17 protein-coding genes are annotated in these 17091 nt (G+C 41.6%); 8 read left to right on the forward strand and 9 right to left on the reverse strand.

Features of this window, described 5'->3' with window-relative positions; translation table 11 throughout:
• The first annotated feature begins 1 nt into the window (after position 1).
• On the forward strand, positions 2-1210 hold the full coding sequence (locus NIAKO_RS00090; RefSeq protein WP_041346138.1) for a family 1 glycosylhydrolase: 1209 nt from the start codon (positions 2-4) through the stop codon (positions 1208-1210).
• Positions 1211-1219: 9 nt separating this feature from the next.
• On the opposite strand, the gene NIAKO_RS00095 is transcribed toward NIAKO_RS00090, so the two are convergent.
• The 3 genes from NIAKO_RS00095 to NIAKO_RS00105 are packed head-to-tail and all read right to left on the reverse strand — an operon-like array spanning position 1220 to position 3159.
• On the reverse strand, positions 1220-1426 hold the full coding sequence (locus NIAKO_RS00095; RefSeq protein WP_014216333.1) for a hypothetical protein: 207 nt from the start codon (positions 1424-1426) through the stop codon (positions 1220-1222).
• Between the two features lie 52 nt (positions 1427-1478).
• Positions 1479-2165, reverse strand: a complete 687-nt coding sequence (locus NIAKO_RS00100; RefSeq protein WP_014216334.1) for a DsbA family oxidoreductase — start codon at positions 2163-2165, stop codon at positions 1479-1481.
• Positions 2146-3159: a manganese catalase family protein gene (locus tag NIAKO_RS00105; RefSeq protein WP_014216335.1), complete on the reverse strand. Its 1014-nt coding sequence runs from the start codon at positions 3157-3159 to the stop codon at positions 2146-2148. Before NIAKO_RS00105 ends, NIAKO_RS00100 begins: the two co-directional genes overlap by 20 nt.
• 176 nt (positions 3160-3335) lie before the next feature.
• Between NIAKO_RS00105 and NIAKO_RS38305 the strand changes: the two genes are divergently transcribed.
• Positions 3336-3506 (forward strand): hypothetical protein, encoded by a 171-nt coding sequence (locus tag NIAKO_RS38305; RefSeq protein WP_014216336.1) that lies wholly within the window; start codon positions 3336-3338, stop codon positions 3504-3506.
• A gap of 77 nt (positions 3507-3583) precedes the next feature.
• Here NIAKO_RS38305 and NIAKO_RS00110 read toward each other — a convergent pair whose 3' ends face one another.
• The 3 genes from NIAKO_RS00110 to NIAKO_RS00120 form a co-directional block, all read right to left on the reverse strand.
• On the reverse strand, positions 3584-4042 hold the full coding sequence (locus NIAKO_RS00110) for a DNA repair protein RecN (RefSeq protein ID WP_014216338.1): 459 nt from the start codon (positions 4040-4042) through the stop codon (positions 3584-3586).
• A 96-nt stretch (positions 4043-4138) separates the two neighbouring features.
• The gene (locus NIAKO_RS38310) at positions 4139-4294 is read right to left on the reverse strand and encodes a lmo0937 family membrane protein (RefSeq protein ID WP_014216339.1); all 156 of its coding nucleotides are present in this window, start codon (positions 4292-4294) and stop codon (positions 4139-4141) included.
• Positions 4295-4627: 333 nt separating this feature from the next.
• Positions 4628-4954, reverse strand: coding sequence for a hypothetical protein (locus NIAKO_RS00120; protein WP_014216341.1), 327 nt, complete (start codon positions 4952-4954; stop codon positions 4628-4630).
• A gap of 157 nt (positions 4955-5111) precedes the next feature.
• Between NIAKO_RS00120 and NIAKO_RS00125 the strand changes: the two genes are divergently transcribed.
• The 4 genes from NIAKO_RS00125 (at position 5112) to NIAKO_RS00140 (ending at position 10281) form a co-directional block, all read left to right on the forward strand.
• Complete coding sequence (locus tag NIAKO_RS00125; protein WP_014216342.1) at positions 5112-6752, forward strand: Na+/H+ antiporter; 1641 nt, start codon at positions 5112-5114, stop codon at positions 6750-6752.
• A 104-nt stretch (positions 6753-6856) separates the two neighbouring features.
• Positions 6857-7417, forward strand: coding sequence for a helix-turn-helix domain-containing protein (locus NIAKO_RS00130; protein ID WP_014216343.1), 561 nt, complete (start codon positions 6857-6859; stop codon positions 7415-7417).
• Positions 7418-7664: 247 nt separating this feature from the next.
• The gene (locus NIAKO_RS00135; protein ID WP_014216344.1) at positions 7665-8738 is read left to right on the forward strand and encodes a fatty acid desaturase family protein; all 1074 of its coding nucleotides are present in this window, start codon (positions 7665-7667) and stop codon (positions 8736-8738) included.
• A 1-nt stretch (position 8739) separates the two neighbouring features.
• On the forward strand, positions 8740-10281 hold the full coding sequence (locus tag NIAKO_RS00140; protein ID WP_014216345.1) for a B12-binding domain-containing radical SAM protein: 1542 nt from the start codon (positions 8740-8742) through the stop codon (positions 10279-10281).
• A 7-nt stretch (positions 10282-10288) separates the two neighbouring features.
• On the opposite strand, the gene NIAKO_RS00145 is transcribed toward NIAKO_RS00140, so the two are convergent.
• Positions 10289-10864, reverse strand: a complete 576-nt coding sequence (locus NIAKO_RS00145; protein ID WP_014216346.1) for a helix-turn-helix domain-containing protein — start codon at positions 10862-10864, stop codon at positions 10289-10291.
• A gap of 208 nt (positions 10865-11072) precedes the next feature.
• Between NIAKO_RS00145 and NIAKO_RS00150 the strand changes: the two genes are divergently transcribed.
• Together NIAKO_RS00150 and NIAKO_RS00155 are read left to right on the forward strand one after the other, a co-directional pair.
• A complete protein-coding gene (locus NIAKO_RS00150; RefSeq protein WP_014216347.1) occupies positions 11073-14450 on the forward strand; it encodes a chemotaxis protein CheB in 3378 nt (1125 codons plus the stop codon).
• Between the two features lie 34 nt (positions 14451-14484).
• Positions 14485-14871, forward strand: coding sequence for a response regulator (locus NIAKO_RS00155; RefSeq protein ID WP_014216348.1), 387 nt, complete (start codon positions 14485-14487; stop codon positions 14869-14871).
• A gap of 91 nt (positions 14872-14962) precedes the next feature.
• Here the strand turns inward: NIAKO_RS00155 and NIAKO_RS00160 are convergent, their stop codons facing one another.
• Positions 14963-16297 carry a Gfo/Idh/MocA family protein gene (locus NIAKO_RS00160; protein ID WP_014216349.1) on the reverse strand — a complete coding sequence of 445 codons (1335 nt, stop codon included), beginning with the start codon at positions 16295-16297 and terminating at the stop codon, positions 14963-14965.
• Positions 16298-16325: 28 nt separating this feature from the next.
• On the reverse strand, positions 16326-17090 hold the full coding sequence (locus NIAKO_RS00165; protein WP_014216350.1) for a response regulator transcription factor: 765 nt from the start codon (positions 17088-17090) through the stop codon (positions 16326-16328).
• Position 17091 lies beyond the last annotated feature (1 nt).

Genomic DNA, 17091 nt, shown 5'->3' on the forward strand with positions numbered 1-17091 from the left:
TATGCCAGGAAATAATTTTATGTTTACAACGGGTATAGAGAATAGTTATCCTACTATCCGATTGCCAAATGGAAGTACAAAAAGGGTTGATGAAATGGCTAAAACAGGTCATTATGCGCATTGGGAAACAGATTTTGGCCTGGTAGCCCAGTTGGGGATCGAGTATTTACGCTATGGACCGCCTTACTATAGTACACAAACGGCGCCCGGACAGTTCGATTGGGCATTTACCGATGCTACTTTCAATAAATTAAAGAAGTTAGGTATAACCCCCATTGTTGACCTGTGTCATTTTGGTGTGCCTGACTGGTTAGGTAATTTTCAGAATCCCGAATTCCCTTTCTTCTTTGCCGAATACGCCCGGGCCTTTGCCGTCAGGTTTCCGGAACTTCAATTGTATACACCTGTTAATGAAATATTTATTGCCGCCATGTTTTCGGGGCAGTATGGATGGTGGAATGAATGCCTTCAGTCGGACCATGCATTTGTAACTGCTTTAAAGCATTTGTGCAAGGCAAACGTGCTGGCCATGCATGCTATATTGCAGGTTCAGCCCAACGCCACCTTTATACAAAGTGAATCATCTGAATATTTTCATGCGCTTGAACCCAAAGCTGCTCCGTTAGCCCGTTTTCTGAATCAAAAAAGGTTTTTATCACTGGATCTTACCTATGGCTACCCTTTAAGTATAGCCATGTATGAATTTCTGTTGCAAAACGGCATGACGAAAAAAGAGTATAACTGGTTTCTTGAAAACCAGGTAAAGGCCCGCTGCATTATGGGCAACGACTATTATGTAACCAATGAACACCTGGTACATCCGGATGGCACCACGCAGGCAGCCGGTGAAATTTTTGGGTATTATGTAATTACACAGCAGTATTATCAAAGGTACAAACTGCCTATTATGCATACCGAAACCAATATTAAAATGCCGGCCTGCAAAGAATGGTTAATAAAACAATGGGCAAACGTACATCGATTGAAAAACGATGGTGTACCTGTGATTGGTTTTACCTGGTACAGCCTCTTGCATCAGGTTGATTGGGATTCTGCGCTTCGCAATGATGCGGGCAATGTGAATGAATTGGGGCTGTTTGACCTGGATAGAAAGATCATGCCAGTGGGAGAGGCTTATCAGACGCTTATTTCGCAATGGAAGGAGATAGTTTCTGAAGAAAGCTACGGGCTGATCTTTCAACATTGGTAAATACCGCTCTTATCTTGTGAAAACTACTTTTTCACGTATAATATTTGCCGTAAACAGGTTGAAAAGATCGTGTGCGGTTATCTTCGTTGCGTTTTGAGCTGGTATGTCAGTTCTGGGTTTTTCTGTAAAAGCCCATGTTTCATCGCTGTTTATGAAGTTTCTTTTGCCTTCTTGTGATGAACTTTGCAGATCTTCCGATACTTTAATGTTATTCATACTTTAATAGTTAAAAAAACAAGCCAGCCTATATGGGCAATAGCATGCTCGTTCAGGATTGCATAATTATACTCATTAAAACCCCGGCTGGCTTGTATCCTGTGATCAGCAATGGCACTTGAGCCGTTCGCCGTATTAACAACGTAGGAAACCTGTTAATTGTACGGTATTTAACTTCCTGTATGTCTTTGCGAAAAGCTTCCAGGCCATTTCCGTTATTCATATCATCCAGAAACCGGCTTACATCAAAGCAGGAAGCTGCAGCAGTTACCTGCTCAGCCACCTGCTGTAATACTTCATATTTCGCAATGTTGAGTCTATGTATCATGATCGCTTCCTGGATAAAATGCAGGTATAGTTCGCCCAATGCAGGAGACTGAAGCATGGCACATTTAACAGCAATGCAAGCCGGATAAGAGGAAGCCGGAGGGTCCTTTATCCATATGCTGTGTGGTATTGGCACGTCTGTAAGTTGTGCCGCCTGCATCCATATGGGGCCCATTTGGGCGGGGCGGTTGATGCTATTTACTGAATCGGTAAATTGATTCCATGACGGCAATAAACCACCCATGCAATACCGCCAGCGTATCGTTCCTTTCCAGTCAGCACGTAACCGGGCCAGTTGGGGTTTCATGGCCCAACTCCAACAACATAGGGGATCGGTAAAATACACGATGTCAAGGTCTTCATTTTCTTCCTGTATTTTACCGGAAGCCTTTTTACAATCCTGGTTGACCATTCTTTCCACTTTTTGCTGATTTGGCCTTGCCTTTTGTATTTTCATTGGTGCTTTCTTCTGCTGGCTCATCCCATTGCTGTTCGCCTATCGGAGCAGCCTGGTTGATTTCTTCGCTACGGATTGCACTCAGCTCTCTGTTCATTTCCTCTATCTTTTTAGTGGTTCGGTTGGTACCGGATGGTTGCTGTTGCAATAGACCATTTGTTTCCAGTACGTATTGAATGGGATCTTCGATGTACTGGTAGTTTTCTCCCAGTTGACTGGATTTTCCTTCATTCCAGGGGCCCGAAAAATCATTACCGGTAGACATATTAAAATACAGATTACTGTACCTGGGATCGCTTTGAAGAACGCCGGGCGGAAAGTTTGGCTGAATGGTTCCCAGCGCAGCTTCAAACATCTGATAGTGCGCTACTTCCCTTGTCATTAAGAAAGTGAGGGTTTCTTTAATATATGGATCATCGGTAAACTGTAACAGATACTCATATACCATTTTAGCGCGTGATTCAGCTGCAATATCTGATCTGAGATCGGCCGTTAGATCGCCGGTACAATCTCCATTTATATAGGCTGCCGTCCAGGGAACGCCCTGGGTGTTGGTGTAAGCCGGGGTGCCGGCACTGCCAACAAGGAACTGGGTGGCGGTCATACCTTCATGGATCATTTGTTCTTTCGCAGCTTTCCCATTGAGCAATTGCATGATCTCTGAATTTTCAGCTGCATTTTTTAGATCACCGTTAATGCCTGTTAGCAGCATTTGAATAGTAGCGCCCACAATTTCCAAATGGCTGAACTCTTCTGTAGCAATATCCATCAACAGGTCATATTTATCAGGATATGGTTTGCGGGCGCCAAATGCCTGACCAAAATAACGTAATGCGGCAGCCAACTCTCCATTGGCGCCGCCAAATTGTTCTAACAATAAGGTTGCAAATGCAGGATCAGGTTTTGAAACCCGTGCGTTGAATTGTAATTCTTTAACATGATAAAACATATACTTCTAATTTTATTTATGATAAGTTCAAAATGGGAGGGATACTCTTATTGCATAAATAGTCATGCCTGACTGAAATGGGCTGGCATAACTTGTGTAGCTTTTATAATAACCAAGTGTTGATATTATGAAAATAATAAGCACAAGAGTATATTAAAAAATTCAAATCTAATTTTATGTCAGTTAAAGAATTGGTAGATTCTGCCGCAGAAAAGGTAAATACCCGTATGGGTGGTAATGGAGCAAATCAGAAGCAAGGTAAGCTCAGGGGAATATTGATGGTTGCAACCGCGATCATGCTGATATCTTCTGGCTTAAAAATGTTAAAGAACAGACATGCTCATTGAACAATTAAAAACAAGCATAAAAAAACACCAGGGAAAATACTGGTGCTTTTTTATGCTTGTTTATAAGCTAGATATCCTTACAACTGCGTCCGAAGTGTATCGGTGGTAGTTGGTTTAGTGGGGCTGTCTTTAATGAGCTTATTTAATTTGTCTTGATTTTTAGTGATCTTTTTCTCCAGGTCCTGGATCTCTTTATTCAATTTGTCCAGGTTGTCCGATTCATTTCTTGCACTCCTCGAATCTTTCTTGGCATCTTTAGCTTCAGTCTTGGCTTTTCTGGCCAGTTTCTTATTATTGGGATCATCACTTAATTTATCTGCTGCAGTTGAATTTTTATCGGCAGAATTTTGTGCCTTATCTGAAGCATCTTGTTTGTTATTTGTCTTTTGTTCCAGCTGGTTTTGCAATTTGCCCAATTGCAACTGATCCTTGCTGATCGACGATACCAAGGAAAGAGAATCCGTATTCACCTGAGCGGATATTGACACACAAAACAACAACAACGCACTTGAGGTTAAAAATAATAGTTTTTTCATGTAGTAAAGGTCGGCTTATTCCAATGCCTTTTGTTATGCATTTTTAGATAAGAGTTACATGATTCACACTTATTGTAAGGTGGGTAAAAAGATCTGCTAATGAATTTTTTTATTCCGGATCATGCTTAAGGCAACGGCAATAAAAGCAATGATAAGCAGCAGGTGAAAGGGACCTCCGGCTTTAAAGCCAACAACGCCAATCAACCAGCCAATAATGAAAATAATGCCAACGATATAAAGTAAGTTCCTCATTGGTTATTTATTGTCTGATTATACGAACACCATTATTGTATTCGATCAAAGTATGTAATATTTTAAGTTTCTCAATGATCTTATTTTTGAATGTACTATGGGACCTGGTTTTTTTAACTTCCATCAGCGCGTTTTCATAATTTATTACAGCTTCTTCATACTGGCCATTATTCTCATTCCTCAATCCCTCATTAAATAAATCGACAGCGATATTCCTTTTTGGTGGCACTAAAGAACGAAAAAAAAGAATAATAAATGACAATCCTATGAAAATTATAAAGTAGTAATAAAGAGGCATATAAATATTTTAGTGCCGGTAGAAAATCAACTCGTTCATGTCAAAAGCTGTTTGGTGATATATCTTTCGAAATCCCTTAGAAAAATATTATTGTAGCGGCCTGATTCAAATATTGATTCCAGATGCGAAGTTTTGAAAAAGCCTGAAGTGACCATTCTGGTTAGTACAGGATTCGCATCGATCCAGGATATGGACAGGGTATGGTTCTTTAAATAAGATACAATGATCTCAACTTTGAAATAAATAGGGGCATCTGATACCCCTGATCGTAAAGCTGCCAATTCACTTATAGCATTGGGAAAGTTTAGTGGATTGAACATCTCATTGTCTTTAATAGTGATCTTGGTGAAATTGTTTGACATAAGTTTGGCGAGATTAGAATATCTCTAAACTTTTTCATGATTTCGATGTTTGAATGAAACAACGATAGGGAATAGAATACAAAACTGTATCTTTTAAATCAAATAACAATTACAGAATTGGCGAATTAAGTTACATTATTCACACATCGATTGTAAGATGGAAAACTTTAAGATCATCATTTTTATATTGGTAGTGTTGATCAGTTTATCGGCTCTTATCGATAAACTAAAACTTCCAATACCCGTCTTTCTGGTGCTGGTGGGATTGATCATTGGTTTTATACCAGTACTTCCTGACCTTGTTATGGACCCGGATATTGTATTTCTTGTTTTTTTGCCGCCGCTGTTATATGATGCAGCTTTTCGTACTTCCTGGCATGAATTTAAAACTAATATAAAACCGATATCGGCTTTAGGCGTAAGTCTTGTTTTTATAACTACACTTGCTGTTGCCATTACAGCCCATTATTTCATTCCCCTGTTTAGCTGGCCGCTGGCATTCCTTTTGGGCGCGATCATTTCTCCGCCCGATGCGGTGGCTGCAACCGGTATCATTAAAGGTCTTGGACTGAATACAAAAGTTATCAGTATTCTGGAAGGTGAAAGTCTGGTTAATGATGCTTCTGCTTTAATTGCCTACCGGTATGCACTCGTGGCAAGCATTACAGGAGGTTTTGTGCTCTGGGAGGCAGGATTACAGTTTTTGTATGTTGCAGGTGTGGGTATAATTATTGGTTTGCTGATTGGCTTTATATTGATTTTTATTCATAAAAGGATCCAGAACCAGGCTATAGTTGAAACGAGCCTTACCCTGTTAACTCCTTTTTTGTCCTATTTAGCTGCTGAACAGGTCCATGCTTCCGGCATACTGGCTGTTGTAAGCACCGGACTTTTACTGGCGTGGCGTTCTCCGGAAATATTTTCATATCAAACACGAATACGAACAAGAGTGGTTTGGGATACTTTAATTTTTTTACTGAACGGGTTTGTATTTATTCTCATTGGCCTGCAATTGCCTGGTATCTTAAAGCAGTTAACCAATTATAAATTATCTGCTCTAATAGGTTATGGATTGACTATTAGCGCAGTAACAATTTTAGTACGCATGGTATGGGTCCTGGGAGGTACATATGTAGTCGGCATGTTTACCCGGGATAAGATTAAACAAAATAATGTCCAGCCCGGTCAGGACAGGCAGGGCGATTGGAAAAATGTTCTAATAGTAGCGTGGACCGGAACAAGAGGGGTAATAACAATGGCGTTGGCCCTTGCGCTGCCGCTCGGGCTGTATGATGGAAATACTTTTCTGCAAAGGCACCTGATCGTATTCGTTTGCTTTGTGGTGGTTTTTGTAACGTTGGTAGTACAGGGATTCTCGCTGCCCCTGTTGATCAGATTACTTAATGTGAAGCCTGCTGTTAATGAGGATAAGGAAGAGAAGGAACTGCAATTATATTTAGTGAACAGTACGCTGCATTTTATTGATCATGAGTTTTATCCCCAACCGGCGGAACCCATCCGGATAGAGTTAAAAAAGAAATTTGAACAGGTGGCCGGAAAATTGGTCAATGAGATCAATATACATACAAGAAATGAAAATCAGGAAGAACAGCTAACGGTAAGATCGCTTACCGAGATGCAAAAAGCGCAGATTGAGATCGGCCGGTTTCAACGGGAACTGCTGTTGAAAATTCATAAAGAAGGGTGGTTCAGTGATGCTGCAATAAGAAAGGTGGAAAGAGATATGGATATTGATGAACTGAAATTGAATCAATTACTTCCAAAAAAAGTTGAATAACAAAGTATTACGTATATTTAGTAGTAAACGCCGTTACCCAATGTTGTCTTTCTGCATAAATAGTAAAACATGATCCTGCATGAAAATTTAGTAAATATGTTCCAATGATACTGTATATAAAAAATATGGTTTGTATCCGCTGTAAGATGGTCGTGAGGGAAGAATTGACAAAACTGGGAATCAAATTTACAACAGTAGAATTAGGAGAGGTTGAAGTAATAGAAAATATTTCAGCCGAACAACAGGAACAGATAAAGAAAGCCTTATTAAGATCCGGCCTCGAATTAATGGACGATAAAAAGAGTATTCTGATCCAGAAAATAAAAAACGTCATTATTGAATTAGTCCATTTTTCAGAAGAGCCACTGACGATGAATTTTTCAGAATATTTAAGCCAGAAATTAAACTACGATTATACCTATCTGGCCAATCTCTTCTCGGAAGTACAGGGCACTACCATTGAAAAATTCCTCATCGCTCACAAAATTGAACGGGTAAAAGAGCTGCTTGTATATAACGAGTTGAATCTAACCGAGATCGCCTACCGGATGCACTATAGCAGTGTGGCGCACCTTTCGGCCCAGTTCAAGAAAGTGACCGGTCTTACCCCCTCTCATTTTAAGCAGTTGAAAAATAAGCGGCGCTCCATGCTGGATGAAATGTAGGATATGTGAATTATGTAACAAATATTATGAACTGTATAACAGAGTGAAAAATACGGCTTTTATCTTTGTTGCGGTTTTTCATAGGATATTGGATTAACACAGGGCTGGATTTTTATCCTGGCCCTTTTTTATTTGAAGTAAATGTGTGAATAATGTAACGATCGCTCAGAAATGTGTAACAGTCTTCCGGCGAATTTTAAGCACCTTTAATATAAGCAGTGTTGCTGATAAAAAATGCAGTTCGGGTATGCCTAAAATAACGTTCAATAATAGAAATCATTTGTTTTTCCAGTCCGTTAAAAATTCAGTGGAAGCTTATTTTCAAAATAACCGGCTCAAAAAAACCGGAAACTGGGAATTGTATCTAAAAGCATTGGTGTTGATACCGGTGGGTATAGCAACCTATATCTGGCTTTTAACAGGTAATTATAGCTGGCCGGGTGGCGTACTGCTTTCGGTGTTTTTCGGATTCACCCTGGTATGTATAGCGTTTAACGTGATGCACGACGCCTGTCATGGCAGCTATTCCGGAAAGAAATGGGTTAACGAGTTTATGGGATTAAGCATGAATGTGCTGGGCAGCAACGCGTTTATCTGGAAGATCAAGCACAATATCATTCATCATACGTATACCAATATTGACGGGGTTGATGATGATATAGCCAATGGCCCGTTATTGAGGCAATGCATCACTCAAAAGTGGATACCTATACATCGTTACCAGTTCATCTATATGTTTCTGCTGTATTCTGTAAGCACGCTTGCCTGGATGTGGGGTACTGATTTTTATAAGTATTTTTCAAAAAAAATCCATACTACGGTCATAAAAAAAATAGACACAGGGCAACACTTTATGTTCTGGATCAGCAAAGTGCTTTATATTTTCTTTTATGTTGTTGTGCCAATTTATTTTGTAGGCTGGCAGGCATGGTTAACCGGTTTTTTAATTCTTCATATGACAATGGGCCTTGTTTTATCCATAGTATTTCAACTGGCTCATGTGGTTGAAAAAACATCTTTTGATGCTGTTGCAACAGATAATAAGGTAATAGCTTCGGAATGGGCTGTTCATGAAGTGAAAACAACTGCCGATTTTGCACCTGGAAATAAAATGATCTGCTGGTTAGTGGGCGGATTGAATTTTCAGATAGAGCATCACCTTTTTCCACATATCAGTCATGTGCATTACCCTGCATTGAGCAGAATAATACGCAGGCAATGTGAATTATTTGGTTTATCCTACAACTATTACCCAACCCTGCGGCAGGCCATTTATTCTCATATCAGCCTTATGAAACAATTAGGAAGAAACCCTCAATAATATGCAATCACTTAAAATTGGTGTTATTGACCTTGTATGTAAAAGTCCATCCACATCATTATGGGGGAAGATCATGCATGCCAACCTTGCCAGTATAATGCCTCAGGTAATAGCCACGTGGTGCGAACAGTTAGGGCATACTGTTACCATGATCTGTTATACAGGTAACGAAGATTTGAACGAAGAACTTCCGGATGATGTAGACCTTGTGTTTATCAGTTCATTTACCCAGGCAGCGCTCCTTGCCTATGCCGTCAGTAATTATTTCCGTACCCGTGGTGTAATAACCGTTCTGGGTGGCCCCCATGCACGGTGTTATCCGGATGATGCTATTCAATACTTTGATTATGTATTGGGTTTTACCAACCGGGAAATTATAAAAGAGCTATTAAATAATTGTACAACCCAGCGTCCTGTAGGATTAAAAATGTGTGCCGGTAAACAACCGGCAATTTTATGCAGTATACAGGAACGATGGAAATTTATAGAAGCTACTTTAAAGAAAGCTCCTTTTATAAAGATAGTACCTATGCTGGGAAGTGTTGGTTGTCCCTATACATGCCCGTTTTGTATTGATTCAACCGTATCATACCAGGCATTGGATGCTCAGGCTATAACTTCCGATCTTAAATTTTTACTTAGCAAACATAAAATGCCGTATATAGCATGGCATGATCCGAATTTTGGTATCCGGTTCGAGGAAAGTATGCAGGCAATTGCTTCGGCTGCTCCACCAAAAAGTTTTCGTTTTATTGCAGAGAGCAGTCTTTCCGTTTTAACAGAAGGGCACCTGAATAAATTAAAGGCAAATGGTTTTACTGCCCTGCTGCCAGGTGTAGAATCATGGTATGACCTGGGAAATAAATCGCGGTCTGCGCATATTACAGGAACTGAAAAAGTAAAACAGATCTCCGACCACGTCAATACTATATTTCGTTATGTGCCCTACGTGCAAACAAATTTTGTACTGGGCCTCGATAGTGATGCAGGTGCTGAGCCATTCGAATTAACCAAACAGTTCATTGATAATTCACCGTGCGCGTTCCCTGGCTTTTCTCTCCTCACTGCCTTTGGTGAGGCTGCACCATTAAACCTTGAATACCAAAAAGCGGAACGGGTTCTTCCGTTCCCTTTCCATTTCCTTAATAACCATTTAGCCATGAATGTGAAACCCAAAAATTATGGATGGGTCGACTTTTACGATAAAGTGATTGACCTGACAGAATATGCATTTTCACCAAAGGCGATTTATCGTCGCTTTTTGCATACGCAAGGCTTTACATCAAAATGGATGAATGTTATGCGCGCCATTTCTTCTGAAGGATGGGGCCGGTTGAAATTTTACCGGCAGGTAAGAGAGAACCTTATTCACAATAGCAGCTTCAGAAAATATTTTGAAGGGGAATCGCAGCAATTGCCTGATTTCTATTATAACATTATTAAAGCAGACCTGGGTGTCTGGTGGCAATGGCTTCCGGGTAGCGCCCTGTCGCATAATGCATATGCTTACCTTCAAAAGACTAATTTGCCGGTTAACGTGTAATTCCCGGCTATTTGGGGTCACCGCAAACGTTTTCAATTAAATCACGTTTATTGCCGCTGGTTTGTTTGAACTGAGTAGGGGTTACACCTGTTACTTTTTTGAACTGGGCCGAAAGGTGCGCTACACTGCTATAATGCAAATTGAAGGCTATATCTGTGAGAGAAAGTTCATTGTATAAGAGTAATTCTTTAACCCGCTCAATTTTATGACAGATATAATATTTTTCTATAGTAATGCCCTGCTGGTTTGAAAACAGGTTTGACATATAGGTGTAATCATATTGCAATTGAAGACTAAGGTATACAGACAGGTTTTTGACTAACGGTTCGTCTGAATGGTAGATGAGATCAATTATAAGGGTTTTAATTTGTTGTACCAGGATCGTTTTTTTGTCTTCCAGTAATTCCAGGTCTAAAGATAACAGAGAGGATTTGATCTGATTAAGTTGGGTATCGGAGATGTTTTCTTTTAGGCTGACCTCACCCAGATTTACTTCACTATACCGGATCCCTAGCTTTTCCAATGCATCTCTTACTACAAGGATGCAACGGTGAGTAACCATATTTTTAATATATAGTTTCAAGTAAGTTTATTTTTCGACACAATTGATTTAAAACCTAGAGTCTCCCAGGGGATTAGGATGTTTGAGATCATTGGGATGGCAATTAAGTTATGCCATTATTATACCAGCTCTTATAAAGCGGCTTTTTTCACCGCTGTAATGTGATTTGTAAACATAGCGTTAATAAACGTACCTTGAAAAGATTTTTTGAACATAATTTTCCCTGATCATGTCGGAAATGCACAATAAAGATAAAAACAAGGAACGTTCTGATAATCTTTTTCCTGTGGTTGGCGTGGGGGCTTCTGCAGGAGGCCTAGAGGCATTTAAAAGACTGATCAAGGCCATTCCCGAAAATGCCGGCGTGGCTTATATTTTAGTACAGCACCTGGAGCCATCCCATGATAGTATGCTGGTGGAAATACTACAAAAGATCACCTCAATACCTGTGCTGGAGGTCACCAATAATGTGCGGGTTCAGCCTAACCGGGTATATGTGATCCCATCGAATAAATTACTGACCGCAAATGATGGCCGTCTTGAATTAAGTCCCCGGGGCCCCAAAGGGGAGAAAAATATGCCCATAGATGTGTTTTTCAACTCGTTGTCCGAGGTTCACCAAAGCCACGCGATCGGGGTGGTTTTGTCCGGTACCGGCACTGATGGGACACTGGGCCTGAAGGCGATCAAGGAGCATGGAGGCTTTACTTTCGCCCAGGAACCACAATCGAATGCCTTTCCCGGTATGCCGCAAAGCGCTATCGATGCGGAAGTAGTGGATTTTATCCTTACGCCCGAAGAGATCCCTTTGCAACTGGCCAGGATCTCGGAGATCTTCAGAAATGGCCTGGAATCGGAGATAGAGGAAGGGAAATCGGCCAGGGAAGAGGCTTTCCGTCAAATAATTGCGCTCCTTCGTGTAAGGAAAGGAAATGATTTTACCTATTATAAACAAACTACCATTCGCAGACGCATCGTTCGCAGGATGGGCCTGAACAAGATTGAAAATATAACTGATTACCTCACCTATTTCAGGGAAAATGTGGTAGAACAGGATCTTCTCTATCAGGATCTCCTAATCCCCGTAACAGGTTTTTTCCGCGATCCCAAAGCCTTTGCAGCACTTTCTGAATCCGTATTCCCCAATATCTTAAAGGATAAGGATGAAGTTAATCCGTTGCGCATCTGGATAGCAGGTTGTTCAACCGGGGAAGAGCCTTATTCAATTGCCATATGCCTGAGCGAATATTTAAGAGAAAGGATAGTTGACTATAAGGTTCAGATCTTTGCCACGGATATTTCGGAAAGATCGATAGCAAAAGCCCGTACCGGCATCTATTCAAAAAAAGAAATGATCGGGTTAAGCGCGCTGCAGGTAGAGAAGTATTTTACTAAAGTAAATGGCGGCTATCATGTCAATAAACAAATCAGGGATATGTGTGTATTTGCCTGCCACAACTTTTTAAAAGACCCACCCTTTGCAAAAATGAGCCTGATCAGTTGCCGGAATGTACTGATCTATATGGAAACATTCCTCCAAAAGAGGGCGCTCACTACCTTTCACTACGCGCTGAATGAGCATGGATATTTATTATTGGGCAATTCCGAGACCACAGCACCTGCCGCAGAGTTATTTGCAACCTATGGCAAAAGTGAAAAGATCTATACAAGAAAAAGCGTTCCCGGTAAGTTTTTACACCTTACTGCCGGTAAAACGGAATATGTTTCGAAAAATAATGGAGACGTGGTAAAAAAGGAACCGGGACGCGATGATTTTCAGCGGAGTGCCGATGAGGTGATCCTCGCAAAATTTTCCCCTTCCGGGGTAGTGGTAAATGAAGAAATGGATATTGTTCAGTTCAGAGGAGGGGGGGCTGGTGCCTGGTTGGAGCCATCTCCGGGGAAAGCGAGCCTGAACGTATTGAAAATGGTTAAGCCGGGCCTGGCCTTTGAACTGCGGAATGCCTTACATAAGGCAAAAATGGATAACAAACCGGTGGAGAAAAAGGGCATCTCTCTTGTATCTCCCGGCAAACAGCAGCAATTGGTAACCATTGAGGTTATCCCGTTGTTGAATACCATAGAACACTATTACCTGGTGCTTTTTGAAGATACAATGGCAAACCTGACAGGCGAAAACCTGGAAGGTTTAACCAAAGAAGCCCTGAGTAAAGAGTTAGCTGAAAGCCAACGGAACAGTCAACTGGAAAGGGAGCTGGCCCAGTTGCGTGAGGATATAAGAAGCATTACGGAAGACCAGGAAGCGGTCAATGAGGAACTGCAAAGTGCCAATGAAGAATTATTGTCGGGTAGCGAAGAGTTGCAAAGCCTGAATGAAGAACTGGAAACATCGAAAGAAGAAATTCAAAGCACCAATGAAGAGCTGACTACCCTGAACCAGGAATTGTTAGACCGGAACGAGCAATTGAATATCGCCCGCTTGTTCGCTGAATCCATCATTGCTACCATCCGGGAGCCAATTATTGTGCTGGATAAGGACATGAGGGTGAGAACGGCTAATCAGGCCTACTATAAAAAGTTCAAAACATCGGAAGAAGAAACGGAAGGAAAATCTATATATCAGTTGAGGAACGGTTTATGGGATATTCCTGCCCTTAGATCGACCCTCGAAAATAGTTTGTTGATTGATGGCCATATTGCTGATGTAGAGATCAAACAAAGATTTGAAGACATTGGTGAAAGGATATTGTTGTTAAATGCCTGCCGGATCGCCAGCAAAGACAATGACGAATTGTTGATCTTACTGGCTTTTGAAGATATCACAGACACCAGGAACCGGGAAAGTGGTTTGATTAACTTTTCGCGTGAGCTGGAATCTAAAGTAGAAGAACGCACGCTTTCGCTTAAAGAATCTAATACATTGCTTAAGCAATCTAATGAGAGCCTGGAACAATTTGCAACAATTGCTTCCCATGATTTGCAGGAACCCTTGCGAAAGATCCGGACTTTCTCGGCCCTCCTGAATGAGCGGCATGGCAAAGAATTAATGGGAGATGCCAGGGAACTGATCGGAAAGATCAACGTGGCGGCCCAGCGGATGTCGGGGTTGATCCGGGATGTGCTGAATTTTTCAAAGGTATTGGACTCCAGTGTTTTTGAACAGGTAGATCTGAACGTTATTCTGCAAAGTGTAAGGAAAGATTTTGATATGCTGATTGAGCAGAAAAAGGTTGTTATAACACAGGATGAGCTTCCGGTTATTAAAGCAGTGCCATTGCAAATGAACCAGCTTTTTTACAATCTGCTGGGAAATGCAATAAAATTTTCCAGGCCGGATGTAACGCCGGTGATCCATATTTCCTGCAGAATGCTTATGCCTGATGAATTGCTAACGCATCCAACGCTCAATAGTGCTTCCGCTTATTGGGAAATTATTTTTTCTGATAACGGAATAGGCATCGATGAAGAATTTAGTGAACAGATCTTTCAGATCTTCCAGCGATTGAATGCCAAGGACCGTTTTGAAGGTACCGGTATCGGCCTGGCTTTATGTAAAAAGATCGTATTAAATCATAAAGGTGAAATTTATGTACACTCAAAAGAAGGGGTAGGAACGGAATTTCATGTCCTTCTTCCCAAGGAATGAAGAATCATTTTTCATTTTCTATAAACGAATGACTATGACTATTTTGCTAATTGATGACGATGAAGATGACAGGCAATTGTTTTTTGAGGCCACTGAAGAATACGATAACACAATTAAATATGTTGGTGCGGCCAATGCGCGGGAAGCGCTGTTGTATTTGAATAACGGTGATAATGCCTTGCCGGATTTTATTTTCCTGGATTTGAGAATGCCAGGCCTGAGCGGAGAGCAATGCCTGGTAGAAATTAAAAAAGATACGCGGCTTGCTTCTATTCCTGTGATCATTTATACCACTTCCAGGGATGAAAAGGAATCTGCCAGGTTAAAAGGGCTGGGGGCTGCACATTTTATGAGCAAGCCGGTAATGCCGGATGATGTGTATTATATGGTATCTTTTGTGCTTGGTGAAAAATGGAGTTAGTTGTCTGATATTTTACCCACTAAAATAAAAAATAGCCTCCGGGAATGGAGGCCTTACCTGGTAAATACTTCTGGTAAATACAGGCTGGAGTTTAGAGTGTAGGTTCCCAGCCTTTCTCATACGCCCGCGTCCAGAGCTGCATGGCTTTGGTGTCGTTGATGATATGACCATTACTTTGATCAATATTCAGGGTATGTCCAACACGTTGAGCAATATTTCCTAATTGTACCCATAACGTGCTCTTGTAGCCGGTTTCCACATCGGCATTGGGCAGCTTATTGTTTTTAATTGAATCGAGGAAGTTGGCAAAATGCACTATATCCAATCCTTCACTGGGGCTGGAGGTATTGCGGCCGTCAATTTCGATATTCGATTTTACTTCCTTTACCACTTTATTCTTTTTGTCGTAAATGGTATAACTGTTGCCGCCGGTGTTCATGGTTCCATCTTCGCCGTAAAAAATAACACCCCGGTCTTCGCCTTCCACATAGCGGCCACTGCAACTTCTGCCTTCCCATATTACCGAGGTCCCATTAGGGCAGTCGTAGGTAATGATCTGGGTATCGGGTGTTTCCCAATCGTCTTTAAAATAATACCGGCCGCCTACTGAGTTAACGCGCAGCGGATAATCAATACCAAGGCCCCACCGGATCACATCTATTTCATGCGTACCATTATTCAGGGCTTCGCCGGTGCCCCAATGCCAGAACCAGTGCCAGTTGTAATGGATCAGGTTACTGCGGTATGGTTTACGCGGCGCGGGGCCCTGCCACAACTCATAATCGAGCCCCGCAGGTACGGGTACCAGTTGTCCGGTGCCAATGCTTTCCCGGGTATTGGTGTACCAGGCTTTGGCCAGATGTACTTTGCCTATGACGCCACTTTGTAATGCTTTTATCCCTTCGGTTAATACCGGCCACGAACGGCGCTGACTACCCATTTGTACAATCCGGTTGTATTTTCTGGCAGCCTGAACAGCCAGTTCTCCTTCGTGCGGATTATGGCTGAGCGGCTTCTCCACATATACGTGTTTGCCTGCTTTACATGCAAGAATGGTGGCGGGTGCATGCCAGTGATCGGGCGTGGCAATTGAAATGGCGTCTACATCTTTATTGCCAAGTATGGTACGGAAGTCTTTGCTGGCACCTGGCTTCTTTCCTGTTCTCTTTTCTGCAAAGTCGAGGCCCTTTGCAAGCGCTTTATCGTCGACATCACACACAAAAGCAAGCTCCACATTATCCAGCTTACTAAAAGCGCCAATATGAGCCAGGCCCCGGCCATTGGTACCTATCACAGCTACCCGGAGCCTTTCATTAGCCCCTACAATGTTGGCATAACTTTTCGCGCTGAAACCCAGGCCGCCAATAGCGATCCCGGCCGATCCCATGCCGATTTCTTTTATAAATTTTCTTCTTGATTTTTTCATGAATAGGTCTGTTTATGTTATTGGTAATTTATTTCCTTGGCAACGACTGAAAATAGGCCCCCGGCGACATCTTGAAATACTTCTGAAAGTTACGGCTAAACAAACTTTGCGAGCTATAGCCCACCAGTTTAGAGATCTCGTATAAGCTGAATTCATTCTCAGCAATCAAGCTGGCGGCTTTTTTCAACCGGGTTATATCTATCAGTTCTTTGGGCGATAAGGACGAAAGCGATTTTATTTTCCGGTAAAAGGTGGTGCGGCTCATAAACATATGTTCCGCAAGTGTGTCTATATCAATGTTAGGGTCTTTGATATTTCCCCTGATATAGTCATCGAGTTTTTTCAGCCAGGCTTCATCGGTTTTTGAATGCGCCATTACACCCACATCATCAAAGGGTGAAGTGGCAAAATGATCTTTTATTTTACGGCGGTTCTTCAACAGGTTGGCAATCTGCACCTGCAATAATTCTGAGGAGAATGGTTTTTGGATGTAGGCGTCTGCCCCAACTTCCAATCCTTCAATGTGCGCTTTATAGGTGTTCTTGGAAGTGAGCAGGATGATGGGAATATGACAGTATTCCACATTGCTTTTGATCTTACGGCACAATTCAAACCCGTCGATACCCGGCATCATAATATCGGAGATGATCAGATTGATCACTTCGTTATCTAAAATAGTCTGGGCGATTTCTCCGTTCAGGGCAGGATGCAGGGTATACGTATCGCCTAAAACTACCGATAAGAACTCCAGCATATCTTCATTGTCATCAATAATAAGGATACTGTCTGTCATT

The sequence above is a fragment of the Niastella koreensis GR20-10 genome, assembly GCF_000246855.1.
GTDB lineage: Bacteria > Bacteroidota > Bacteroidia > Chitinophagales > Chitinophagaceae > Niastella > Niastella koreensis.

Coding starts and splice junctions, on each gene's coding strand:
- NIAKO_RS00090 (WP_041346138.1), top strand. CDS start 2: ATGCCAGGAAATAATTTTATGTTTACAACGGGTATAGAGAATAGTTAT.
- NIAKO_RS00095 (WP_014216333.1), bottom strand. CDS start 1,426: ATGAATAACATTAAAGTATCGGAAGATCTGCAAAGTTCATCACAAGAA.
- NIAKO_RS00100 (WP_014216334.1), bottom strand. CDS start 2,165: ATGGTCAACCAGGATTGTAAAAAGGCTTCCGGTAAAATACAGGAAGAA.
- NIAKO_RS00105 (WP_014216335.1), bottom strand. CDS start 3,159: ATGTTTTATCATGTTAAAGAATTACAATTCAACGCACGGGTTTCAAAA.
- NIAKO_RS38305 (WP_014216336.1), top strand. CDS start 3,336: ATGTCAGTTAAAGAATTGGTAGATTCTGCCGCAGAAAAGGTAAATACC.
- NIAKO_RS00110 (WP_014216338.1), bottom strand. CDS start 4,042: ATGAAAAAACTATTATTTTTAACCTCAAGTGCGTTGTTGTTGTTTTGT.
- NIAKO_RS38310 (WP_014216339.1), bottom strand. CDS start 4,294: ATGAGGAACTTACTTTATATCGTTGGCATTATTTTCATTATTGGCTGG.
- NIAKO_RS00120 (WP_014216341.1), bottom strand. CDS start 4,954: ATGTCAAACAATTTCACCAAGATCACTATTAAAGACAATGAGATGTTC.
- NIAKO_RS00125 (WP_014216342.1), top strand. CDS start 5,112: ATGGAAAACTTTAAGATCATCATTTTTATATTGGTAGTGTTGATCAGT.
- NIAKO_RS00130 (WP_014216343.1), top strand. CDS start 6,857: ATGATACTGTATATAAAAAATATGGTTTGTATCCGCTGTAAGATGGTC.
- NIAKO_RS00135 (WP_014216344.1), top strand. CDS start 7,665: ATGCCTAAAATAACGTTCAATAATAGAAATCATTTGTTTTTCCAGTCC.
- NIAKO_RS00140 (WP_014216345.1), top strand. CDS start 8,740: ATGCAATCACTTAAAATTGGTGTTATTGACCTTGTATGTAAAAGTCCA.
- NIAKO_RS00150 (WP_014216347.1), top strand. CDS start 11,073: ATGTCGGAAATGCACAATAAAGATAAAAACAAGGAACGTTCTGATAAT.
- NIAKO_RS00155 (WP_014216348.1), top strand. CDS start 14,485: ATGACTATTTTGCTAATTGATGACGATGAAGATGACAGGCAATTGTTT.
- NIAKO_RS00160 (WP_014216349.1), bottom strand. CDS start 16,297: ATGAAAAAATCAAGAAGAAAATTTATAAAAGAAATCGGCATGGGATCG.
- NIAKO_RS00165 (WP_014216350.1), bottom strand. CDS start 17,090: ATGACAGACAGTATCCTTATTATTGATGACAATGAAGATATGCTGGAG.